Genomic DNA, 21680 nt, shown 5'->3' on the forward strand with positions numbered 1-21680 from the left:
GCCACCTGCGGGGCACCTCCGCTTAACGTGCGGGCCATCGAGGGCTTACGCTCTCGCCTTGTCTTGAAGTGCACCCCACCGCACATGTGAAGGCGGAACGCCGATATGGACAGCGCAGAGTACGAGCGCAAGATCGCCGCCCGATTCGCCGCCTTCGACCAGGACGGCAACGGATACATCGACCGCGAGGACTTCAGCGCGGCCGCCCGGTCGGTCCTGGCCGAATTCGGCACGACGGCACGGTCGGAGAGGGGCCAGGCCGTCTTCGCGGGCGCGGAGGCCTTCTGGCAGGGCATGGCCGGCATCGCCGACGTCGACGGCGACCAGCGGGTCACCCGCGAGGAGTTCGTCACGGGCGCGGCGAAGCGGCTGCGGGACAACCCGCACCGGTTCGCGGAGATCGCCCGTCCGTTCCTGCACGCGGTGCTGGCCGTGGCCGGCGGGGACGGCGCGGGGACGCCCCCGGAGGCGGCGGCGCGCGTGCTGCACGTGCTCGGCACGCCGGCGGAGCTCGCCGGGCAGGTGGCGGCGGGCCTCGACACGGACGGGGACGGCCTCATCGCGGAGGACGACGTCCTGGCGGCGTTCGCGGCGTACTGCGGCGTCGAGGCGCCCGACACGCTCTGACGGAAGCCGGACCGGAGCCGGCCCGCGCGGGCGGCGGGCCGTGCGGCGGCCGCGCCGTCAGCTCCCGGCCGGGGACGGCGCGGTGCCGGTGCCGGGGGCGGTGCTCCCGGTCTCCGGCCTGCCCGTCGCGGGTGCCTCGGAAGGCCCGGCCGGCCCCTTGGGCTGTGCCGCCGCCGGCAGCTCCCAGACGTTCTCCGGCGTGACGATCTCGGTCACGGCGTTGCCGATGAGGGTGCTCAGGCTGCCCTCCTTCTTGTCGATGTCGGAATTGACGATGACGACGAAGGTGGTGCGCTCCTGCGGGAGCCGGACGGCGATGGTCTCGTAGCCGGGCAGTTCGCCGTTGTGCCCGATCCATCCGTCGAACTCGGCGATGCCCAGCCCGTACCGGACGCCCTGGTGTCCCGTCGGCAGCATCCGCACCCGCTGGGCCTGGGTGCCCGGCTCCAGGAGGCGGCCGCCGTCGGGCAGGCGGCCGGAGGCCATGACGGGGGCCCAGGTGCGCAGGTCGTCCAGGGTGGACGTCATGGCGCCGGCGGCCCACGCCCAGCTCGGGTTCCAGCCGCTCGCGTCGGTGGTCTTCCCGCCCGGCGCGAAGTCCGTGTAGCCGTGCACGTACGGCTCCGGGATCTCTGCGCCGACCGGGAGTGCGGTGTTGTCCAGCCCGGCCGGCTCCAGGACCTCCTCCCGGATGTAGTCCCTGAGCGGCAGTCCGCCGACCTTCTCGACGAGCAGCCCCAGCAGCACGGTGTTGGTGTTGCTGTACTCCCAGCGGGCGCCGGGCGCGAACTGCGCGGGGTGCTTGAACGCGGTGTCGAGGAGTTCCTGCGGGCTCCAGGCGCGGTCCGGGTTCTGCTTCATGGCGTCCAGGAAGCCCTGGTCCTCGGTGTAGTTGTAGAGGCCGCTGCGCATGTCGGCGAGCTGCCGGACGGTGATGCGGTCGCCGCCGGGTACGCCGTCCACGTACCGGCCGATCGGCTCGTCCAGGCCGACCTTGCCGTCGTCGGCGAGCCGGAGTACGGCGGTGACGGTGAACGTCTTGGTGATGCTGCCGATACGGGTGTGCAGGTCGGTCTTCATCGGGGTGCCGGTCGCGGTGTCGGCGGTGCCGAAGGCCCGCTCGTACGAGCCGCCGCCGTCGGTCCACAGGCCGACGGAGACGCCCGGGATTCCGGCCTTGCGCATCGTCTCGGTGATGGCCTCGTCGAGGCGCTCGGCGGTGGCGGGGTCGATGTCCACACGCCCGGGGAGTGCCGCGGCGGGTGCCTGGCCCGTGCAGAGCGCGGCGAGGAGCAGGGAGGCGGCGGCGACGGCGGGGACGGCCCGGTGGCGTCGGCCCATGGCGGATCACCCCTGTCCTGGAGGTGTGCCGGGTCCCCGAGCTGACTCACCCCATCGTAGGAACCTGCTGCTGCGGCGGCGACCGCAGCGTGCGGTTCAGGGCCGGGTGAACCGCTCGCGGAGCTTGTACTTGAGGACCTTGCGCAGGGCTTCGTTGCGGGGCAGGGCGTCGAGGAGCTCCAGCTGCTCGGGCAGCTTGTGCGGGGCGAGGCCCGCGGCGCGCAGGTGGGCCGTGACCCGGTCCAGGGTGAGCGGGGCGGCGCCGGGGGGCTGCTCGACGACGGCGCAGACCCGCTCGCCCCGCTCGGGGTCGGGCAGGCCGATGACGGCGACGTCGGCGGCCTCGGGGAGCAGGTGGATGAGGTCCTCTATCTCCTTCGCGGAGATGTTCTCGCCCTTGCGGATGATCACGTCCTTGCTGCGGCCGGTGAGGACGAGGTGCCCGGAGGGGGTCAGCCGGCCAAGGTCGCCGGTGCGCAGGAACCCCTCGGCGTCGAAGGCCTCGGCGGTGGCGGCCGGGTCGAGGTAGCCGCGGCACACGGCTTCGCCGCGCAGCCGCACCTCGCCGTCGGCGCCGGCCGGGAGCGGCTCGCCGGCGGGGCCGGTGATGCGGATCTCCATGCCGGCGGGCGGGCGGCCCTCGGTGTGGGCGAGGTCGTCCTCGCCGTCGTCGGGGGAACCCATGGTGATCATGGGTACTTCGGTCATGCCGTAGCCGTGGGCCAGCCGGCAGCCCAGCTCGCGGACGACCGCGTGGTACACCTCGGGCGGTTTGGGGGCGCCGCCCCCGGCCATGAGGCGGAGGGTGGGTATCAGCTTCCGGCCGGGCTGCCGGCGCTGCTCGGCGAGGAACATCGTGTAGAAGGCGGTGGAGCCGCCCGCGATGGTGACGCCGTGGCGCCGGTAGCCGTCCAGGGCGTCGGGGAGCGCGAACGCCTCGAAGAGGACGGCGGGGAACCCGTACAGGAGCAGCATCACGAGGTAGTCGGGGCCGCCGATGTGGGCGTACGGGAAGGCGATGGAGCCTACGTCGCCGGGGGCCGGGCGCAGCGCGTGGGCGAGGCAGGACCCGCCGGCGAGCAGGGAGCGGTCGGTGTGCAGGACGCCCTTGGGGTCGGACGTGGTGCCGGAGGTCCAGTAGATCCAGCGCACGCCGGTGCCGTCGGCGGGCGGCGGGGGCAGCACGGCGGGGTCCCCGTCGGGGAGGTCGGCGGGGGCGTGGGCGCGGAAGACGCCGCGGGCGCCGAGCCGGGCGGCCATCGCGGTGTGGTCGAAGCCGCGCCAGACGCCGGGGACGGCGAAGAACTCGGCGTGTGACGCGCGCAGGGCGAAGCCGGTCTCGCGCTCGCGGTAGAACGGGATGACGGGGGACTGGACGGCCCCGAGACGGGCGAGGGCGAGGGAGAGCAGCACCGTCTCGATCCGGGTGGGCAGCTGCCAGGCGACGACCGTGCCCGGCCGGACCCCCATGCCGTACAGGCCCGCGGCGACGCGCTCGGCGCGGTCGCGGAGGGCGCCGAAGGTCAGCGTCCGGTCGCCGGCCGGGTCGGGGGCGGCCTGGACCAGGGCGGGCCGGTCGGGGGTGAGGGCGGCGCGCCGGGCGACGAGGTCCCACAGGGTGGGGGAGGCGCCGAGGGCGCGCGCGGTGTCCGCGACGGCGGCCGTGGTGCTGTCCGGGGCGGTGTCCGCCGCCGGTTCGCGGTGCGCGTACGGGTCCGGCCCGGTGGCCGGGTCCGGCTGCGGGTCCGTGTCGGTCGTGCTCCGCGGTGTTTCCGGCATGGCGGGCCACCTCCGCTTACTGACGATCCGTCAGATCCAGCGCAGAGCGTAGGGCCCGGGCGCTTGCCGGTCCAGGGGTGCGGGGCTAGCGTGGAGCCGGTTCTTTTCTGACACACCATCAGATACGGTCGGCCGGCCCGCACGGGCCCGGCCGCCCGGCCCGCGGCGAGGGGACACCATGGAACTGCCCCGGATCATCAGCGTCGACGACCACGTCATCGAGCCCGCCCACCTCTTCGACGTCTGGCTGCCCGCCAAGTACCGCGACCGCGGCCCCAAGCCGCTCACCGCCGGCATCGGCGAACTGGAGTACCGCGGCGGCAAGTACGTCGTCTCGATGGACCCCGACGGCCCCCCGGCCGACTGGTGGATCTACGAGGACCTGCGGTTCCCGTACAAGCGGAACATCGCCGCCGCCGGCTTCGACCGCGACGACATGACCCTGGAGGGCATCACCCGCGAGGAGATGCGCCGCGGCTGCTGGGACCCCGAGGCGCGCCTGGAGGACATGGACCTCAACCACGTCGAGGCCTCCCTCTGCTTCCCCACCTTCCCCCGCTTCTGCGGCCAGACCTTCGCCGAGGCCCGCGACAAGGAGGTCGCGCTCGCCTGCGTGCGCGCCTACAACGACTGGATGGTCGAGGAGTGGTGCGGCGACAGCGGCGGCCGGCTGATCCCCCTGTGCCTCATCCCGCTGTGGGACATCGGCCTCGCCGTCGCCGAGATCCGCCGCAACGCCGCCCGCGGGGTGCGCGCCGTCACGTTCTCCGAGATCCCCACCCACCTCGGCCTTCCCTCCATCCACTCCGGGTACTGGGACCCCTTCTTCGCGGTCTGCCAGGAGACCGGCACGGTCGTCAACATGCACATCGGGTCCTCCTCCCAGATGCCCGCGGCCTCCCCCGACTCGCCGCCCGCCGTCCAGGCCGCCCTCAGCTTCAACAACGCCATGGCCTCGATGACGGACTTCCTCTTCAGCGGCGTCCTCGTGAGGTTCCCGCGGCTCAAGCTGGCGTACAGCGAGGGGCAGATGGGCTGGATCCCGTACGCCCTGGAGCGCGCCGACGACGTGTGGCGCGAGCACCGCGCCTGGGGCGGCGTCCGCGACCTGATCCCCGAGCCGCCCTCCACCTACTACTACCGACAGGTCTTCTGCTGCTTCTTCCGCGACAAGCACGGCGTCGCCTCCCTCGACGCCGTCGGCCGGGACAACGCCACCTTCGAGACCGACTACCCGCACGTCGACTCCACCTTCCCCCACACCAAGGAGGTCGCCCTCGACCACGTCGCGGGCCTCGACGACGAGACCGTCCACAAGCTGATGCGCGGCAACGCCATCCGCATGCTCGGCCTGGACCTGGTCTGAGGCGGCGCCGTGGACCTCGCCGACACGGAGGAGGAGCGGGAGTTCCGGGCCGGGCTGCGCGCGTGGCTGGCCAGGACCCTGCCCGGGCTGCCGCCCCGGCCCGCGCCCGACGACTGGCCCGGCCGGCGCGCGTACGACCTCGGCTGGCAGCGCCGCCTGTACGACGCCGGCTACGCCGGCCTGCACTGGCCCGCGGACGCGGGCGGCCGCGGCGCCGGCCCGACCCGGCACCTGGCCTTCCTGGAGGAGGCCGAGCGGGCCGGCGCCCCGTACGTCGGCGCGAACTTCGTCGGCCTCCTGCACGCCGGCCCCACCATCGCCGCGGAGGGCACGCCCGCGCAGCGGGCCCGCTGGCTGCCGCCCGTCCTGCGCGGCGAGGAGGTCTGGTGCCAGGGCTTCAGCGAGCCCGGCGCCGGCTCCGACCTGGCCTCCCTGCGCACCCGCGCCGTCCGCGACGGCGACGCCTACGTCGTCACCGGCTCGAAGATCTGGACCTCGCACGCCGAGATCGCCGACTGGTGCGAGCTGCTCGTCCGCACCGACCCCGACGCCCCGCGGCACCGCGGCCTCAGCTGGCTCGCCCTGCCGATGGACGCGCCCGGCGTGACGGTCAGGCCGCTGCGCACCCTGGCCGGGTCCGCGGAGTTCGCCGAGGTGTTCCTCGACGGGGTGCGCATCCCCGTCGCATACCGTGTCGGCGCCGAGAACGACGGCTGGCGCGTCACGATGACCACGCTCTCCTTCGAGCGGGGCACCGCCTTCGCCGGCGAGGTCGTCGCCTGCCGCCGCACCCTCGGCGCCCTCGCGCGCGCCGCGCGGGCCAACGGCCGCTGGGACGACCCGGTGCTGCGGCGCCGCCTCGGCCGGCTGTCCGCGGAGTTCGCGGCGCTGTGGCGGCTCACCCAGTGGAACGTGTCCGCCGCCGAGCGCACCGGCGGGGTGCCCGGCGCGGGCGGCTCCGTCTTCAAGCTGGCCTACTCGCAGGCCCGGCAGGAGCTGTACGACGCCGCGGCGGAGGTCCTCGGCGCCGACGCGCTCGCGCTGGACGAGGAGTGGGTGCGCGAGCGCCTGTCCTCGCTGTCGTACACGATCGCCGCGGGCACCTCGCAGATCCAGCACAGCATCGTCGCCGAGCGGATCCTCGGCCTCCCGAAGGGCCGGTGACCGTGGACTTCCAGCCGACGCAGGAGCAGAACGACCTCCGGTCGGGTGTACGGGCCCTGCTGGCGCGGCGGTTCGGCCGGGAGGCCCTCCGGGCCGCGCTGGACCGCGCGGAGGCGGCGGGCGGCGCACGTGCGGGCGGGGCGGGTGCGGGCGGGCCCGGTGCGGGCGGGGCGGCGGCCCGCGGGGCGCCCGCCGCCGGATCCGGGTGCGTGGACCGCGGGCTGTGGCAGGAGCTCGGCGCGGCAGGGTTCTTCGCCCTGCGCCTGCCCGAGGCGGACGGCGGGTTGGGCCTCGGGCTCGCCGAGGCCGTCCTCGCCTTCGAGGAGGCCGGGCGGGCCCTGCTGCCCGGCCCGCTCGTCGCCACCCACCTGGCCGCCGGCCGCGTCGAGGGCGCCGCCGACGGCACGGCCGTCGTCACGGCCTTCGACCTCGGCGACCGCCCCGCTGCGGCCGGAGCGGGAGCCGGAGCCGCGCCCGGGGCGCTCGTCGCCCACCTCGCGGACGCGGACGCGGTCCTCGGCGGCGCCGCGGACCCCGTGGAGCTGCTGCCCGCCGCAGCCCCGGTGCCGTCCGCGGACCCGCTGACACCGCTCCACCGCGTCCCCCCGCCCGGCGCCCCTGACCTGCCGCCCGCGGCCGGGGCCCGCCTGCGCGACGAAGGTGCCCTGCTGACGGCCGCCCTCCAGCTCGGCAGCGCCCTGCGCACCGTCGAGCTGGCCGTGCGGCACGCGGGGGAGCGCGAGCAGTTCGGGCAGCCCGTGGGCGCCTTCCAGGCGGTGCAGCACCTCTGCTCGGGCATGCTGGTCCGGGCCGAGGCGGCCCGTACGGCGGTGTACGCGGCGGCGGTCGCCGCCGACGCGGCCGACCGGGCGGGCGCGGCCCGAGGGGCGGGGTTCGGGGCCGCGGTGGCGGCGGAGGTCGCGGGCGCGAAGCTGCTGGCCGACCGGGCCGCCGCCGCGAACGCCCGGGACTGCCTCCAGGTGCACGGCGGGATGGGCTTCACCTGGGACGCCGATGTCCACCTGCACCTGAAGCGGGCCTGGGTGCGGGCCGAGCAGTGGCGGACGGCGGCCGCCGCGGAGGAGGCCCTGGCCGCGCACCTCCTCGCCGACGCCCTGAGGTCCCGGCGACAGGGGGCCTCGCACGCCCGTGATGGCGGGCTGTGACGAACCCGGGCCCGGCGCCGGGCACGGGCTCGACGCCGCGGGACGCATGTCTGATTACAGAGAGTTGATATCGGTTTGTGTCCTACGAGGGGGCCTGGACGGCCCGGCCCGCGGGTACTGCTCCGGTACGCTCCCGGGAATGCGAGCGGTAGCGCGGCGTGAGCGTCGCACAGTATGCACCATGCCTACTCCTTCGCGCTGGAATATGCCCGAAGCGCTTGTTGTGGTGACTGTATGTCAACCATGCTGCTCGACAAGGGGATCACAATCGGTGATCCCGTCCTGTCGCGAGGCGAAGTGTCCGCCGGTTCGGATGGTGTGAGCGGTGCAGGTGCTTCAGGTGCAGCTGGAGGTAGGACCGGACCCGGCCGAGGTCGGCCGGGCCCGACGATGGGCCCGTTCCCGGCTCGCGGGATGCGGGATAGGGGACGACGAACCGCTCGCGGAGACGCTGATCCTGCTGATCTCCGAGCTGGTCACGAACGCCGTCGTGCACACCGGCTGCCCGGCCGTCCTGCGCATGCTCCTCGGTGAGCCGGCGGTCCGCGTCGAGGTCGCCGACGCCAGCGGCCGGGCCCCGTCCCGGCGGCAGGCCGGCGCCGGGGACACCGGGGGCCGCGGCCTGGAGCTCGTCGACGGGCTCGCCGACCGCTGGGGCTGGCAGCGGGAGGGCGCCGGCAAGCGCATCTGGTGCGAGGTCGACCGCGCCGCCGGACCGGCCGGCGGCACCCCGGACGCCCGCCCGGAGCGGGCCCGCGAAAATTTCGGGTCGATACGGGAACCGCGCGTGTACCTCTAACGAGGTGTTGACGGTTCGTCAACCGTTGATAAACCCTTGTCCTGAGCGATTCGTCGCGAGGGGACGCCAAGGACAGCCTTGACGAGTGCGGGTCGCGGGGTGGCGGCTGCCGCGCCGAGCTCGGGGCGTGCGCGGCTGCCCGCCACCACCCGCCGAAGCCGCGCCGCGCTCACCGGGGCGGCGCGACCAGCCCGCGGTCGTAGGCCTCGATCACCAGCTGGACCCGGTCGCGGGCACCGAGCTTCGTCAGCAGCCGCGCGACGTGCGACTTCGCCGTCGCCACCGAGATGAACAGCTCCTGCGCGATCTCCGCGTTCGACAGGCCGCGGCCGACCAGCGTCAGGACTTCCTGCTCCCGCTCGGTGACCGCGGCCACGCGCGCGGCCGCGGGCGCCGGTCCGGCGACGAAGTCCGCGATCAGGCGGCGCGTCACGCCGGGCGCGAGCAGCGCATCGCCCGCCGCGACGACCCGCACCGCGGCCAGCAGGTCGTCCAGCGCCATGTCCTTCACCGCGAACCCGCTCGCGCCGGCGCGCAGCGAGGCGCACAGCAACGTCGCATGACCCCTCTCGCTTCCTCGGCCACGGTCACGCAGCCCGGCTGCCGATGCGCTGGTGCTGCCGGGTCTCAGCAGCATTTTCCCGTCGCCCGGGCATCGTCCGCTCTCGAACCCGCCGGCACGTGCTCTCCCCAGTCACCCACGCAGCCAAGCGGACATGCCGGGCGGCCCGGACCGGTCAGAAGACGGCCACCGGGGCGACCGGGGTGCCGACCGCGCCGGCGAAGGGTTCGGGGACTGCCGTGAGGAGGAAGGTGTAGCGGGAGGTTTCTGCACAGGCTGTGGACAGTTCCTCCAGGTTCCAGTTCTGGCCCTGGTGCATGCCCATCTCGACCAGGTGCAGGGCGTGGACCGGGAGCCAGAGGTCGTCGATCTCCGGGGGGAAGACCTCGAAGGTGAGGGTGTCGTTGGCGACCGCCGCCACGTCGCGGGCGTGGAACCACTCCGGGGTGCGGATCGACAGGCCCGGGGAGGGGAAGGCGTAGCCGTGGCGGTCGCCGGCGAGGCAGAGGGCGATCTGGCCGGTGCGGACGAGGACGATGTCGCCCGCCCGCACCGTGGTGCCGGTGAGCGCCTCCGCCTCCGCCAGGTCCTCCGGGGTCACCGCGTGCCCGCCCGGCAGGCGGTCCGCGCCTTTGGCGCGGGCCACGTCCAGCAGGATGCCGCGGGAGATGATCGGGCCGGCCTTGTCGATGCCGCTGAACCGCGCCCGCCCGTGTGCGGTGATGGTGTCCGCGGGGCGGCCGTTGTAGATGCGGCCGGAGTGCGAGACGTGGGTGAGGGCGTCCCAGTGGGTGCCGGCCTGGAGGCCCATCGTCACGGTGTCGTCGCTGCACGCCACGGTGCCGGGCCCGAACAGCTCCTGGTTGATCTGCACCATCGTGTGGAGCGGGTTGATCCGGCCGGGGATCAGGCCCGCCTGGACGCCGTCCTCCTTCAGCGGGAGCGCCAGCGGGATCCGCCGGCCCGTGCGGACCTCTGCGGCCGCGGCCCGCACGACCTCGTCGGTGACGAGGTTCAGGGTGCCCCTCTCGTCATCGGCGCCCCAGCGGCCCCAGTTGTTGACGCGCTTGGCGATCTCGTGGAACTCGGCGGGCAGGGCCATGGTCCTCATCAGCTCCTCGCGACGGGGGGCCACGGGGGCTTGTGCACCCGTGTCCGGCTGCCCATAAAATCTAACGGTCCGTCAGAAACCGCGGGAAGGGGTCCGGCGTGGGGAACTTCTTGGCAGGCAAGGTCGTGGCCGTCACCGGCGCCGGGCGCGGCATCGGCCGCGCCGTCGCCCTCTCCGCGGCCGCCGAGGGCGCCCGGGTCGTCGTCGGCGACCACGGCGTCGGCATAGCCGGCGGCGACCCGACCGGCGAGGTCGCCGAAGCGGTCGTGAAGGAGATCCAGGCGGCGGGCGGCGAGGCCGTCGCCGTCAGCGACGACATCTCCACCATGGACGGCGGCCGCCGCCTCGTCGACACCGCCCTCGCCCGCTACGGCCGCATCGACGGCGCCGTCTGCGTCGCGGGCATCCTCCGCGAGCGGATGCTGTTCAACATGTCCGAGGAGGAGTGGGACCCCGTCATCGCCACCCACCTCAAGGGCACGTTCACCGTGTTCCGCGCCGCCTCCGCCGTCATGCGCCGGCAGGGCTCCGGCACCCTCATCGGCTTCACCAGCGGCAACCACCAGGGCTCCGTCGCCCAGGCCAACTACAGCGCCGCCAAGGGCGGCGTCATCTCCCTCGTCCGCTCCGCCGCGCTCGGCCTGCACAAGTACGGCATCACCGCCAACGCCGTCGCCCCCGTCGCCCGCACCCGCATGTCCGCGAACGTCCCCGTGGAGCTGAAGGAGATCGGCGAGCCGGAGGATGTCGCCGCACTCGTCACCTACCTGCTCAGCGACAAGGCCGTCGCCGCCGGCGGGGAGCGCATCACCGGCCAGGTGTACACGGTCGCCGGCCCCAAGATCGCGGTCTGGGCGCAGCCCCGCGAGCTGCGCGCCGGCTATGCCGAGGGCCCGTGGACCCCGCAGCGCATCGCCGACTTCCTGCCCGGCACCGTCGGCACAGACCCCATGCCGATGCTGGCCCAGCTCGACGCCATGGCCAGGGCGGCGGCCGCTGGGGAACGCCCGAACGCCCGCCGGTAGGGGAGGCCGCACCGTGGACTTCGCCTTCGGCGCCGACGACGACGCCCTCCGCGCCCGCGCCCGCGCCTGGCTCGCCGGCCGCCTGGCCTGCCCGTACGCACGCGCCGCCGGCCTCGGCGGCCCCGGCAGCGAGCACGAGGAGGTGGCGGCGCGCCGCGCCTGGGAGCGGGAGCTGGGCCGCGGCGGCTGGATCGGGCAGGGCTGGGACGTGCCCGCCGGCACGTACGGGCAGCAGCGGCTCTCCCTCACCGGGCAGGTCGTGTGGGCCGAGGAGTACGCCGCCTGCCGCGCGCCCGCCCGCGTCGGCCACATCGGCGAGAACCTCCTCGCCCCCACCCTGATCGCGCACGGCACCCGCGAGCAGCAGGACCGCTTCCTGCCCGGCATCGCCCGCGGCGAGGAGCTGTGGTGCCAGGGCTACAGCGAGCCGGGCGCCGGCTCCGACCTCGCCGGGGTGCGGACCTCGGCCGTCCGCGACCCGGCCGACGGGCTGTGGCGGGTCACCGGCCAGAAGACCTGGACCTCCCTCGCGCGGGACGCCGACTGGTGCTTCGTCCTCGCCCGCACCGACCCGGCCTCGCGGCGCCGCCGCGGCCTGTCGTTCCTCCTCGTACGGATGGACCAGCCCGGCCGCGTCGAGGTGCGGCCGATCCGGCAGATGTCGGGGACCTCCGAGTTCAACGAGGTCTGGTTCGACGGGGCCGTCGCCGCGGCGGCCGTCGGCGGAGAGGGCAACGGCTGGGCCGTCGCCACCGGCCTCCTCGCCCTGGAGCGCGGCGTGTCCACCCTGGTCCAGCAGATCGGCTTCGCCGCCGAACTCGACCGCGTCCTCGCCGCGTACGCCGCCCGCACCGGCCCCGCGGAGGGCGGCGGCGCCGACCCCGTCCTGCACGACCGGCTCGTACGGCAGTGGGCCGAGCTGCGCACGATGCGCTGGCACGCCCTGCGCACGCTGGCCGCCTCCGCACCCGGTCCCGGCTCCCGCCGCGCCCCCGCCGATCCGGGCGCGCCCAGCGTCGCCAAGCTCCTGTGGGGCGGCTGGCACCGTCGGCTCGGGGAGCTGGCGGTGGCGGTCCGCGGCGCCGCGGCCACCGCCGGGACGGCGCCGTGGGCGCCCGGCCTGCCGTACGAGCAGGGGCTCGGGGAGGACCAGCGGCTGTTCCTGTTCAGCCGGGCCGACACGATCTACGGCGGCTCGGACGAGATCCAGCGGAACATCATCGCCGAGCGGGTGCTCGGCCTGCCCGGAGAGGCACGGTGAACGCATGAGGGGTGTCGTGTTCGACGGCAGGGAGGTCCGGGTCGTCGACGACCTGGAGGTCCGCGGTCCCGGACCGGGGGAGGTGCTGGTCGCGGTGGCCGCGGCAGGGCTGTGCCACAGCGACCTGTCGGTGGTCGACGGGACGATCCCCTTCCCGCGGCCGGTGGTGCTGGGGCACGAGGGGGCGGGCGTCGTCGAGGCCGTGGGGGCTGGTGTGACGCACGTGGCGCCCGGGGACCACGTGGCGCTGTCCACCCTCGCCAACTGCGGGGCCTGCGCGGACTGCGACCGGGGTCGGCCCACGATGTGCCGGAAGGCGATCGGGATGCCGGGGCGGCCGTTCACCCGCGCCGGGAAGCCGCTCCACCAGTTCGCCTCGAACTCCGCCTTCGCGGAGCGCACGGTGGTGCGGGCGGTGCAGGCGGTGCGGATCGCCAAGGACGTGCCCCCGACCTCGGCGGCCCTGATCGGGTGCGCCGTCCTGACGGGCGTCGGCGCCGTCCTCAACCGGGCGCGCGTCGGTCACGGCGAGACGGTCGTCGTCATCGGCACGGGCGGGATCGGGCTCAACGTCCTCCAGGGCGCCCGGCTCGCCGGGGCGCGCACCGTCGTCGCGGTCGACGCGAACCCGGCGAAGGAGGCGGCGGCCCGGCTCTTCGGCGCCACCCACTTCGTCGACGCCTCGGCCGGCGGCGCCGAGGCCGCCGTACGGGAGATCCTGCCGACCGGCGCGGACCACGCCTTCGAGTGCGTCGGCGACGTCCGCCTTGTCCGGCAGGCCGTCGACCTGCTGGACCGGCACGGGCAGGCGGTCCTCCTCGGGGTGCCGCCGGCCGGCGCGGAGGCGTCCTTCCGGGTCTCCTCGATGTACCTCGACAAGACGATCATGGGCTGCCGGTACGGGTCCTCCCGCCCGCAGCGCGACATCGCCCTGTACGCCGACCTCTACCGGCAGGGCCGGCTGCTCCTGGACGAGCTGGTGAGCGCGGCCTACCCGGTGGAGGACTTCGCCAAGGCCGCGGACGACGCACGGCACGGGCGCATCGCCCGCGCCGTGCTCACCTTCTGAACGCCGGTCGCAGCGCTCCGGCCCCCGCACGGGCCGGGGCGCGGTGCGTTTCAGCCGGTGAAGCGGCCGAAGCGGCCCCGGTGGAAGAGCAGCGGGCCGTCCCCGCCGGGCGCGCCCAGCGCCTCGACCCGGCCGACGACGATCAGGTGGTCGCCGCCGGTGTGCACGGCGTGGACGCGGCAGTCGATCCAGGCGGGGGCGCCGGCGAGGAGCGGCGAGCCGGTCGCGGGCGCGGGCGTGTGCGCGACGCCCGCGAACTTGTCGCCGCCGCTGACCGCGAACTGCCGGCACAGCCCGCCCTGCCGCTCGCCGAGGACGTTGACGCAGAACACCCCGGCGCGGGCGATCCGCGGCCAGGTCGCCGACGTCCGCGCCACCATGAAGGCGACCAGCGGCGGGTCCAGGGAGAGCGACGCGAAGGACTGGCAGGCGAACCCGGCGGGAGACCCGTCCTCGCCGGCCGGGGCGGTCACGACGGTCACCCCGCTGGCGAAGTGCCCGAGGACGGCCCGGAAGTCGGCGGGCCCGACGGGCGCGCGCTCGTCCGCGCCGACGGCCCGCAGGTCGGCCCGGGGCAGCGCGGACGGCTCGCGCGCGGCGGCGGAGGGGGAGCCCGCGGACCTGAGGTATCGGACGACGGCGGCCGCCATCCCTGCGTGTCCCATCACACGGCCGATTGAAGCTGACGGATCGTCAGATGGGAAGGGGCGCGCGGGACCGCGGGCGCGGATGCCGTGCGCCGCCGGGCCCCGCTCCGCGCGGTGTCGGCCGTACGGGTGAACCGGGCCGACGGGCCCGCCCGGCGGGTCGGGCACGCCGCGGCCGCTCGGCAAGGTGGCCCCGAACCGGAGGGGACCCCGTCCCGTCCCGCTCGTCCCGACCCGTCCGCGAACCGTGCCGCACCCCGCAGGAGGAACCGTGCTCGGAACCGACTTCACCCATGGCTCACCGAACTGGCTCGACCTCGGCAGCCCCGACACCGCCGCGGCCGGCGCGTTCTACGGCCGCGTCTTCGGCTGGGACTACGAGCCGGGCCCCGCCGAGGCCGGCGGATACGGGTTCTTCCGGATCGGGGGCAAGACCGTCGCCGCCCTCGGCCCGCTGACCGAGGAGGGCGCCTCCTCCGCCTGGATGGTCCACTTCATGGCCGAGGACATCCAGGACACCGTCCGCGCGATCCGCGACGGCGGCGGCCGTATCCGCATGGAGCCCATGGACGTGATGGGCGAGGGGTGGCTCGCCCAGGCCACCGACCCGCAGGGCGCCCAGTTCGCCCTCTGGGAGCCCGGCAAGACCGGCGGCCTGGAGGTGGCGTCCGCCGAGAACAGCCTGCTGTGGGCCGAGCTGCACGTGCCCGACCCGCTCGCCGCCCTCGACTTCTACCGGGGCGTCTTCGGCTGGCGCAGCCGGGAGATGCAGACGCCCGGGATGACGTACCGGGTCCTCAGCGTCCGCGAGGGCGACCAGGAGCAGGCCTCCTTCGGCGGGGTCGCCCCCATGGGCGACGCGGCGGGCGGCGACCAGGGCGGCGAGCGGCCCCGCTGGGTGCCCTACTTCCACGTCGCGGACGCCGACGCCACGGCCGCGGCCGCCGACCGGGCCGGCGGGAGCACCCTCATGCCGCCGGTGGACGTCCCGGACGTCGGCCGCATCGCCTGGCTGGCGGACCCGTTCGGGGCGGTGTTCGCCCTGCTCAAGCCGGACCCGCGGATGTAGCGGCGGGCCCGGGGGCGGAGCGGCGGGTCCGCGGATGTGGCGGCGGCCCGGGGGCGGAGCGGCGGGTCCGCGGATGTGGCGGCGGGCCCGCGGCCCGAGCGGCCCGCCCCGTCAGCGCCCGAGGAACTTCGGGGGCCGGCGCTCCACGAAGCCCGCCACGCCCTCGGCCGCGTCGGCCGTCGCCATGTTGATCTCCTGCGCGGCGGCCTCCGCGGCCAGCGCCGCCGCCCGGTCCTGGTCCAGGGAGGCGTTGACCAGCTGCTTCGCCAGGGCGATGGCCCGGGTCGGCCCCTGCGCGAGGCGCTCGGCCCACTCCCCGGCACACCGCACCAGCTCCCCGTCGGGAACGACCCGGTTGACCAGCCCGAGCCGCGCCGCGTCCGCGGCGGGGACGGCGTCCCCGAAGAACATCAGCTCCTTGGCCCGCTGCGGCCCCACCAGCCGCGGCAGCAGGTACGCGCCCCCGCCGTCGGGGACCAGGCCGCGGCGTACGAAGACCTCGACGAAGCGGGCCGACTCGGCCGCGATCACCAGGTCGCACGCGAACGCCAGGTGCGCCCCGATCCCCGCCGCCGTCCCGTTGACCGCGGCGAGCACCGGCTTCTCGCAGTCGAGCACCGCGGTCACCAGCCGCTGCGCGCCGAGCCGGATCATCCGCGCCACGTCGCCGGCGACCCGTTCGCCGCCCCCGCCGCCCGTACGCGGGCCCGCCCGCAGGTCGGCGCCCGCGCAGAAGCCGCGGCCGGCGGCGGTGAGGACGACGGCCCGCACACCGGGGTCGCCGGAGGCCGCGTCGAGCAGCGCGATGACGCGCTCGCGCTGCTCCCACGTCACGGCGTTCATCGCCTCGGGGCGGTTGAGGGTGATCCAGGAGACCCCGTTCGCGGTGCGGTGCAGCACCTGCGCGTCCAGGGGGCGCTCCGCGGGTCCGGTCCGGGGGGAGTCGCTCACGTCGTCAGCTCCGATTCCTCAGGGTCTGTCCGGCGCACGGACGGACCGGCCGGCTCACCGGCAGACGGCCAGCGCGTCCAGCGCCACCGCGCCCTGCCCGCGCGGGAGCACCATCAGCGGGTTGATGTCGAGCTCCGACAGGACCCCGTCCAGCTCCATCGCCATCCGCTGCACCCGCAGCACGACCTCGACGAGCGCGTCGGTGTCGGCGGGCGGCGCCCCGCGCACCCCGTCGAGGAGGGCCCGGCCGCGCAGCTCGGCCAGCATGGCGCGCGCCTGGTCCTCCCCGAACGGCGGCACCCGCACGGCCGCGTCGTGCAGCACCTCGACGAGGACCCCGCCCAGCCCGACCGTCACCGTCGGCCCGAACAGCTCGTCCCGGGTGACGCCGACGACCATCTCGACGCCGCGCTGCACCATCTGGCAGACGAGGACGCCGTCCAGCGGCGCGTCCTCGTAGCGCGCGATGTCCGTCAGCTCCCGGTAGGCGTCGCGGACCTGGCTCGCCGAGGTCAGCCCGATCTTCACCAGGCCCAGCTCCGTCTTGTGCGCGAGCTGCGGGCCCGACGCCTTCATGACGACCGGGTAGCCGACCAGGCCGGCCGCCCGCACGGCGGCCGCCGCGCTCGTCACGAGCTGCTCGCGCGGTACGCGGATCCCGTACGCCCGCAGCAGCTGCTTGGCGGCGTGCTCGCTGAGCTGCTCGCCGGGGCGCATCAGCGCCTGCGCCTTGCGGTACGAGGGGGAGGGCGTGCGCGGGGCGTCGGCGAAGGGGGAGCGGTAGCGGGCGGTGAAGCGGTGGTGGTCGAGGTAGGCGCGTACGGCGGTGACGCAGTTGCCGAAGGAGCGGAAGGTGGTGACGCGGGAGGAGCCGAGGAGGGTGGTGCGGTAGGCGTCCTCGGTGCCGACGGGCGAGCCCCACACGACGCAGACCGGCTTGTCGGTGTGCTCGGCGGCGTCGACGAGGTCCTGGACGAGGCGGTCGCTCAGCGGCGGGAAGGGCCCGGTGATCGGGCAGACGAGCACGCCGACGGACGGGTCGGCGAGGATCGCGTCGATGATCTTCCGGCCGCGCCGGTCGCCGACGGGGTGGCCGCCGCAGTCGATCGGGTTGGCGGTGCTCAGGTACGGCGGTATCCACTGGTGCAGCTCGTCCTGCCGGGCCTGCGGGAGGGTGGGCAGGTGCAGTCCGGCCGCGGCGGCCAGGTCGGCGAAGTGGGCGCCGGTGCCGCCGGAGATGGAGTAGACGGCGACGCCGTCGGCGGTGGGCGGCTTGGCCCGGGCCAGGAGGGTGGCGGTGTCCTGGAGCTCGTCCAGCCCGTCGACGCGGATGACGCCGAACTGGCGCATGGCGGCGTCGACGACGTCGTCCGCGCCGGTGAGCTTCCCGGTGTGCGAGGCGGCGGTCCGGGCGCCGGCCTCGGTGCGGCCCACCTTGACGGCGACGACGGGCACCTTGTTGCGGGCGGCGCGGTCGGCGGCCAGCAGGAAGGACCGGCCGTCCTTGAGGCCCTCCACGTAGCAGGCGATGGCGCCGACCTCGGGGCGCTCGGCGAAGTAGGAGAGGAAGTCGGCGGTCTCCAGGTCGGCCTCGTTGCCGGTGGGCGCCCAGTGCGACAGCCGGATGCCGAGTTCCTGGAGGGCGTACACGGGGCGGCCCTGGTGCCCGGACTGGGTGATCAGGGCGATCGCGGGGCCGCCCAGGTCGTCGCGGAACTCCTCGAAGGCGTTGAGGTTGGTGTTGGGGCCCATCAGGCGCAGGCCGGAGCGGCGCACCGCGGCGGCGAGCCCGTCCTGGGCGGCGGCGCCCTCGGCGCCCGTCTCGGCGAAGCCGGAGGCGAAGGCGACGGCGAACCTCACCTTGGCCTCGGCCAGCTCCCCGACGACGGCCAGCGGGTCGGCGACGAGCAGCACGGCCAGGTCCACCCGCTCGGGCAGCGCGCCGACGGACGGGTGGCAGGGGAGTCCGTAGACGGCGGAGCGGGCCGGGTGGACGGGGTGGATGCGGGCGCCGACGCGCTCGGCCCAGGCGATGAGCCGGCGGGTGATCCCGGCGGCCGGGCGGCCCTCGGTGTCGGAGGCCCCGACGACGGCGACGGATTCGGGCCGGAAGAGGCGGTCCAGATCGGGCACCTCGGAGTGCAGCGGCCGCCCGCTGACATCGAGCGGGACGGCGTCCCCGGCGGACGCGGGGGCGGTGCAGTGGACGGCCGCCCGGGGGGTCTCCCCGCAGGCCTCGACCCGTGCGCGGAAGTCGGTGGTGAGGGTGCCGTGAGTAGATCCAAGCATCGCTTCGCCCGCTCCTGCTCGATGGGACCCGGTAACTGACGAGTAGTCAGATTCAGACTACTGAACTGACGGGCCGTCAGGAACACTGCTGCGCGCGAAAGGTGGTGAAGGTGGTGTGTGGAACGGTCCCAGATCCCCGCCCGCCCGGTCCAGGCCCGGATCCGGCCGAGCTGCCGGACGGCGGCCGGGCGCCCGCGGGCGGGCGCCACGGGGCGGGGGCCCCTGCCGGGCTGGCTCAGGCGAGGGGGTCCACCGGGGGCAGGCCCGTGTTCGGGAGGGCGTCGTCCGCCCCTCGCCCCCCTTTGCCCGGTGGGCGGACGCCGAGCCGGCGGGCCAGGGCCGCCGCGATGCGCTCGGCGTCGAGGGCCATCTCGCGGAACATGCCGCTGATCGGGTTGGTGTACCCGGTGAAGTGCAGGCCCGGGGCCTGCCGCAGGGTGCGGGTGCCGTGCGCGAGGGGGCGGCCGCGGCCGTCGAGGACGCCCAGGTGCCCCACCAGGCCCTCCAGGCCCCGCCGGTAGCCGGTGGCGGCCACCACCGCGTCCGGCTCGATCCGCGAGCCGTCCGCGAGGACGACCTCCCCGCCGTCGAACGAGGCCACCGCCGCCACCGGCTCCACCCGGCCCGAGCGCACCGCGTCGACCAGCCCGACGTCCTGCACCGGGATCGCCCCCTCCCGGACCCTGCTGTACAGGCCGGTCGCCGGGCGGGGCAGCCCGTACGCCGACAGGTCCGGTACGGACAGCCGGGCCACTGCCCGCCCCAGCCGGTCCACGACCGGCACGGGCAGCCGCCGCACCAGGATGCCGGTGCGCTGCGCCGGCCACCCGGCGGTGGAGCGGCGCACGATGTGCGGGGCGGTCCGCACGGCCAGCCGGACCCGTGCCGCGCCGCCCTCGGCCAGGTCGACGGCTATCTCGGCGCCGGTGTTGCCCGCACCGACCACCAGTACGTCCTGGCCGGCGAACGGACCCGGGTTGCGGTAGTCGCGGGCGTGCAGCAGCCGGCCCCCGTACGCCTCCCGGCCCGGCCAGTCGGGCAGCGCGGGCGTGTGGTTGAACCCGGTGGCCACGACCACGGCGCGCGCGGCCAGCACCCGCCCGCCGGTCGCGTGCAGCAGCCAGCCCGGGTCCGGCTCGGCCGCGGCCCGCCCCGGGCGGCGCCGGCGTCGCGACGGCTTGCCGCTCGCGGAAGGGTCGGGTTCGACGGCCTCGGGGGCCGCGCGCTCGATGCGGGTCACCTCGACGCCCGTCACGATCTCCAGCTCGTGGAACTCGGCGTACTTCTCCAGGTAGCGCACGACGTCGTCCCGGGACACCCACCGGCCGAAGCGGCGCGGCATGGCCAGCCCGGGCAGCGCGGACAGGCGGCGCGTGGTGTGCAGGTGCAGGCGGTCGTAGTGGCCGCGCCAGGAGGCGCCGACCTCGTCGGCCTTCTCGACGACCACGGCGCGCACCCCGCGGGCCCGCAGCGCGGCGGCCGCGGCCAGGCCGCCGGGGCCGGCGCCTATGACGTAGACGGGGCGGGGCTCGGTGGACATGTCTGGGGCTGTGGGGACTCCGGGCATGAAGTGTGAGCGTATCGACACACAGGGTTGATGGGTCTCGGACGAGGAGGGAATCGATTGCGGATCGGTCACGGCCTTGCGGGATCGCCGCCGATCCGCTGAACTGACGTACCGTCAGGTTTGGGTGCGCGGGACCGGGACGGAGGCTGCGGATGCAGACGATGTGGCTCGGCGGTGCCGAATGGCTGGCCGTGCTCCGGATCGGCCTCGGTCTGTGGTGGCTCGAAAGCTGGCGGCACAAGGACAGGAAGGGCTGGTTCGAACGCGGCACCGGCATCGCCTGGGCCGCCGACGTTGCCGCCAAGCACCGCTGGCCGCTCGTGCAGCGCGGCTTCGCCGCGGTCGTCCGGCCCAGGGCCCGCCTCATGGCGTACGTCGTCGTCTACGCCGAACTCGCCCTCGGACTCGGCCTCGTCCTCGGCATCCTGACCCCGATCGCCCTCGCGGGCAGCGTGCTGCTGAACCTGCTCTACCTCGTGCTGATGATCCACGACTGGGCGGAGCAGGGCCAGAACGCGATGATGGCGCTCATCGCCGCCGTCGCGCTCGGCGCCATGGCCTGGCAGACGTGGTCCGTGGACGCGGCCCTCGGATGGTTCCTGTGACGGCGGCCTCGGGCTCCGCCGGGACGGGCAGCGGGCCGCGCCACGACCTGCCCGAACCCGACGACTTCACCGGCCCCTACTGGGCCGCCGCCGCCGAAGGCCGCCTCCTGCTGCGCCGCTGCACCGACTGCGGGCGCGCCCACCACTACCCGCGGGAGTTCTGCCCGTTCTGCTGGGCGGGCGAGGACCGGGTGCAGTGGGTGGACGCCGACGGCACCGCCACCCTCCACACCTGGTCGGTGGTGCACCGCAACGACCTGCCGCCCTTCGGGCAGCAGGTCCCGTACACGGCCGCCGTCGTCGACCTCGCGGAAGGGCCGCGCATGATGACGCGGGTCGTCGGCTGCGCCCCGGCCGACCTCCGCATCGGAATGCCGCTCACCGTCACCTTCCAGGAGACCGCACCGGGCGTGTGGGTGCCGCTCTTCCGGCCCCGCTGACGGGCCGGGCGGCCCGGGCCCCTCCGGCCTCACGGCCAGAGGAGCTCCCGGGTCCACACGGCCCCGCCGGGGGAGTCGCGGCGGTAGCGCAGGCGCACGTGCCGGCGGGCGGCGTCACCCTGGAAGAACTCCACCTCGACGGGTTCGAGGACGTACGCCGTCCACGTCGGCACGACGGCATCGGGCTCGGCGGCGGCCCGCTCCCAGGCGGCGGCCGACGCCGCGGCCAGCTCGTCCGCGGACCCGAGCACCTCGGACTGCCGCCCCGTCAGCGCGGCGGCGAGCGCGCCCCGCGACCGGACCGCGAGGTCCGCCCGGCTCACCTCCGGGCCGAGGGCATTGACCCGCCCGCGCACGCGCACCTGCCGGGCGACGGCGGGCCAGTAGAACACGAGCGCCGCATCCGGCTGCGCCGCGAGCTGGCGGCCCTTGGCGCTGGTCGCGTGGGAGGCGAAATGCCAGCCCCGGGGGTCGGCGTCGTGCAGCATCAGGATCCGCGCATCGGGCCGCCCCTGAGAGTCGACGGTGGCCAGGCTCATCGTGTGCGGCTCGACCTGCCCCGCCCGCACGGCGTGCACGAACCACTCCCGGAACAACACCACCGGCTCCGCGGGCGCGGAGGCGGCATCAAAGCGGGGCAGCGGGGTGTCCCAGACGGGGAGGGAGCGCAGGGCGGCGTGGAAGGCCGTGGGGGCGGGGGTGTCGGTCTCGCGGGGCATGGGGGAAAGGGTAGGGGCGGGGTGGGGGGGGGGGGGGGGGGGGGGGGGGGGGGGGGGGGGGGGGGGGGGGGGGGGGGGGGGGGGGGCACACCAGCAACACCCCCACCCCCCCACACCCCCGAC

19 protein-coding genes and 1 pseudogene are annotated in these 21680 nt (G+C 75.5%); 11 read left to right on the forward strand and 9 right to left on the reverse strand.

Features of this window, described 5'->3' with window-relative positions; genetic code table 11:
- Positions 1 to 105: 105 nt before the first annotated feature.
- Positions 106 to 627: an EF-hand domain-containing protein gene (locus tag ACZ462_RS16920; RefSeq protein ID WP_467803450.1), complete on the forward strand. Its 522-nt coding sequence runs from the start codon at positions 106 to 108 to the stop codon at positions 625 to 627.
- 57 nt (positions 628 to 684) lie between these two features.
- On the opposite strand, the gene ACZ462_RS16925 is transcribed toward ACZ462_RS16920, so the two are convergent.
- Positions 685 to 1968, reverse strand: a complete 1284-nt coding sequence (locus ACZ462_RS16925) for a serine hydrolase domain-containing protein (protein ID WP_467803449.1) — start codon at positions 1966 to 1968, stop codon at positions 685 to 687.
- Positions 1969 to 2064: 96 nt separating this feature from the next.
- Positions 2065 to 3747 (reverse strand): class I adenylate-forming enzyme family protein, encoded by a 1683-nt coding sequence (locus tag ACZ462_RS16930; RefSeq protein ID WP_467803447.1) that lies wholly within the window; start codon positions 3745 to 3747, stop codon positions 2065 to 2067.
- A gap of 178 nt (positions 3748 to 3925) precedes the next feature.
- Between ACZ462_RS16930 and ACZ462_RS16935 the strand changes: the two genes are divergently transcribed.
- From ACZ462_RS16935 to ACZ462_RS16950, 4 genes are all read left to right on the forward strand, one after another.
- Positions 3926 to 5113 carry an amidohydrolase family protein gene (locus ACZ462_RS16935; protein WP_467803445.1) on the forward strand — a complete coding sequence of 396 codons (1188 nt, stop codon included), beginning with the start codon at positions 3926 to 3928 and terminating at the stop codon, positions 5111 to 5113.
- A 9-nt stretch (positions 5114 to 5122) separates the two neighbouring features.
- Positions 5123 to 6277 (forward strand): acyl-CoA dehydrogenase family protein, encoded by a 1155-nt coding sequence (locus ACZ462_RS16940; RefSeq protein ID WP_467803444.1) that lies wholly within the window; start codon positions 5123 to 5125, stop codon positions 6275 to 6277.
- A gap of 2 nt (positions 6278 to 6279) precedes the next feature.
- Complete coding sequence (locus tag ACZ462_RS16945) at positions 6280 to 7443, forward strand: acyl-CoA dehydrogenase family protein (RefSeq protein WP_467803443.1); 1164 nt, start codon at positions 6280 to 6282, stop codon at positions 7441 to 7443.
- Between the two features lie 325 nt (positions 7444 to 7768).
- Positions 7769 to 8242, forward strand: a complete 474-nt coding sequence (locus ACZ462_RS16950) for an ATP-binding protein (RefSeq protein ID WP_467803441.1) — start codon at positions 7769 to 7771, stop codon at positions 8240 to 8242.
- 169 nt (positions 8243 to 8411) lie between these two features.
- Here ACZ462_RS16950 and ACZ462_RS16955 read toward each other — a convergent pair.
- Positions 8412 to 8783: pseudogene (locus ACZ462_RS16955) on the reverse strand (response regulator transcription factor); the annotation flags it as partial.
- Between the two features lie 196 nt (positions 8784 to 8979).
- The gene (locus ACZ462_RS16960; protein WP_467803616.1) at positions 8980 to 9906 is read right to left on the reverse strand and encodes a cyclase family protein; all 927 of its coding nucleotides are present in this window, start codon (positions 9904 to 9906) and stop codon (positions 8980 to 8982) included.
- Between the two features lie 107 nt (positions 9907 to 10013).
- On the opposite strand from ACZ462_RS16960, the gene ACZ462_RS16965 reads away from it, so the two are divergent.
- The 3 genes from ACZ462_RS16965 to ACZ462_RS16975 are packed head-to-tail and all read left to right on the forward strand — an operon-like array spanning position 10014 to position 13270.
- Positions 10014 to 10940 (forward strand): SDR family NAD(P)-dependent oxidoreductase, encoded by a 927-nt coding sequence (locus tag ACZ462_RS16965; protein ID WP_467803439.1) that lies wholly within the window; start codon positions 10014 to 10016, stop codon positions 10938 to 10940.
- Positions 10941 to 10953: 13 nt separating this feature from the next.
- Entirely contained in the window at positions 10954 to 12201 is a 1248-nt protein-coding gene (locus tag ACZ462_RS16970; protein ID WP_467803438.1) for an acyl-CoA dehydrogenase family protein, read from the forward strand.
- Between the two features lie 4 nt (positions 12202 to 12205).
- Complete coding sequence (locus tag ACZ462_RS16975) at positions 12206 to 13270, forward strand: Zn-dependent alcohol dehydrogenase (protein ID WP_467803437.1); 1065 nt, start codon at positions 12206 to 12208, stop codon at positions 13268 to 13270.
- A 50-nt stretch (positions 13271 to 13320) separates the two neighbouring features.
- On the opposite strand, the gene ACZ462_RS16980 is transcribed toward ACZ462_RS16975, so the two are convergent.
- Positions 13321 to 13935: a flavin reductase family protein gene (locus ACZ462_RS16980; protein ID WP_467803615.1), complete on the reverse strand. Its 615-nt coding sequence runs from the start codon at positions 13933 to 13935 to the stop codon at positions 13321 to 13323.
- Between the two features lie 253 nt (positions 13936 to 14188).
- On the opposite strand from ACZ462_RS16980, the gene ACZ462_RS16985 reads away from it, so the two are divergent.
- The gene (locus tag ACZ462_RS16985; protein ID WP_467803435.1) at positions 14189 to 14986 is read left to right on the forward strand and encodes a VOC family protein; all 798 of its coding nucleotides are present in this window, start codon (positions 14189 to 14191) and stop codon (positions 14984 to 14986) included.
- 111 nt (positions 14987 to 15097) lie between these two features.
- Here the strand turns inward: ACZ462_RS16985 and ACZ462_RS16990 are convergent, their stop codons facing one another.
- The 3 genes from ACZ462_RS16990 to ACZ462_RS17000 form a co-directional block, all read right to left on the reverse strand.
- Positions 15098 to 15829, reverse strand: a complete 732-nt coding sequence (locus ACZ462_RS16990; RefSeq protein WP_467803613.1) for an enoyl-CoA hydratase/isomerase family protein — start codon at positions 15827 to 15829, stop codon at positions 15098 to 15100.
- A gap of 162 nt (positions 15830 to 15991) precedes the next feature.
- On the reverse strand, positions 15992 to 18226 hold the full coding sequence (locus ACZ462_RS16995) for an acetate--CoA ligase family protein (RefSeq protein WP_467803434.1): 2235 nt from the start codon (positions 18224 to 18226) through the stop codon (positions 15992 to 15994).
- Between the two features lie 235 nt (positions 18227 to 18461).
- Entirely contained in the window at positions 18462 to 19766 is a 1305-nt protein-coding gene (locus ACZ462_RS17000) for a flavin-containing monooxygenase (protein WP_467803433.1), read from the reverse strand.
- A gap of 179 nt (positions 19767 to 19945) precedes the next feature.
- Here ACZ462_RS17000 and ACZ462_RS17005 point away from each other — a divergent pair, with 179 nt between their 5' ends.
- Together ACZ462_RS17005 and ACZ462_RS17010 are read left to right on the forward strand one after the other, a co-directional pair.
- Positions 19946 to 20398 (forward strand): DoxX family protein, encoded by a 453-nt coding sequence (locus ACZ462_RS17005; protein ID WP_467803431.1) that lies wholly within the window; start codon positions 19946 to 19948, stop codon positions 20396 to 20398.
- The gene (locus tag ACZ462_RS17010) at positions 20395 to 20838 is read left to right on the forward strand and encodes a Zn-ribbon domain-containing OB-fold protein (RefSeq protein ID WP_467803430.1); all 444 of its coding nucleotides are present in this window, start codon (positions 20395 to 20397) and stop codon (positions 20836 to 20838) included. Before ACZ462_RS17005 ends, ACZ462_RS17010 begins: the two co-directional genes overlap by 4 nt.
- 29 nt (positions 20839 to 20867) lie before the next feature.
- On the opposite strand, the gene ACZ462_RS17015 is transcribed toward ACZ462_RS17010, so the two are convergent.
- Entirely contained in the window at positions 20868 to 21557 is a 690-nt protein-coding gene (locus ACZ462_RS17015; RefSeq protein ID WP_467803429.1) for a pyridoxine/pyridoxamine 5'-phosphate oxidase, read from the reverse strand.
- Positions 21558 to 21680: the final 123 nt, after the last annotated feature.

It is taken from the genome of Streptomyces sp. NPDC031121 (genome assembly GCF_055570615.1).

Coding starts and splice junctions, on each gene's coding strand:
- ACZ462_RS16920 (WP_467803450.1), top strand. CDS start 106: ATGGACAGCGCAGAGTACGAGCGCAAGATCGCCGCCCGATTCGCCGCC.
- ACZ462_RS16925 (WP_467803449.1), bottom strand. CDS start 1,968: ATGGGCCGACGCCACCGGGCCGTCCCCGCCGTCGCCGCCGCCTCCCTG.
- ACZ462_RS16930 (WP_467803447.1), bottom strand. CDS start 3,747: ATGCCGGAAACACCGCGGAGCACGACCGACACGGACCCGCAGCCGGAC.
- ACZ462_RS16935 (WP_467803445.1), top strand. CDS start 3,926: ATGGAACTGCCCCGGATCATCAGCGTCGACGACCACGTCATCGAGCCC.
- ACZ462_RS16960 (WP_467803616.1), bottom strand. CDS start 9,906: ATGGCCCTGCCCGCCGAGTTCCACGAGATCGCCAAGCGCGTCAACAAC.
- ACZ462_RS16975 (WP_467803437.1), top strand. CDS start 12,206: ATGAGGGGTGTCGTGTTCGACGGCAGGGAGGTCCGGGTCGTCGACGAC.
- ACZ462_RS16980 (WP_467803615.1), bottom strand. CDS start 13,935: ATGGGACACGCAGGGATGGCGGCCGCCGTCGTCCGATACCTCAGGTCC.
- ACZ462_RS16990 (WP_467803613.1), bottom strand. CDS start 15,829: ATGAACGCCGTGACGTGGGAGCAGCGCGAGCGCGTCATCGCGCTGCTC.
- ACZ462_RS16995 (WP_467803434.1), bottom strand. CDS start 18,226: ATGCTTGGATCTACTCACGGCACCCTCACCACCGACTTCCGCGCACGG.
- ACZ462_RS17000 (WP_467803433.1), bottom strand. CDS start 19,766: ATGTCCACCGAGCCCCGCCCCGTCTACGTCATAGGCGCCGGCCCCGGC.
- ACZ462_RS17005 (WP_467803431.1), top strand. CDS start 19,946: ATGCAGACGATGTGGCTCGGCGGTGCCGAATGGCTGGCCGTGCTCCGG.
- ACZ462_RS17015 (WP_467803429.1), bottom strand. CDS start 21,557: ATGCCCCGCGAGACCGACACCCCCGCCCCCACGGCCTTCCACGCCGCC.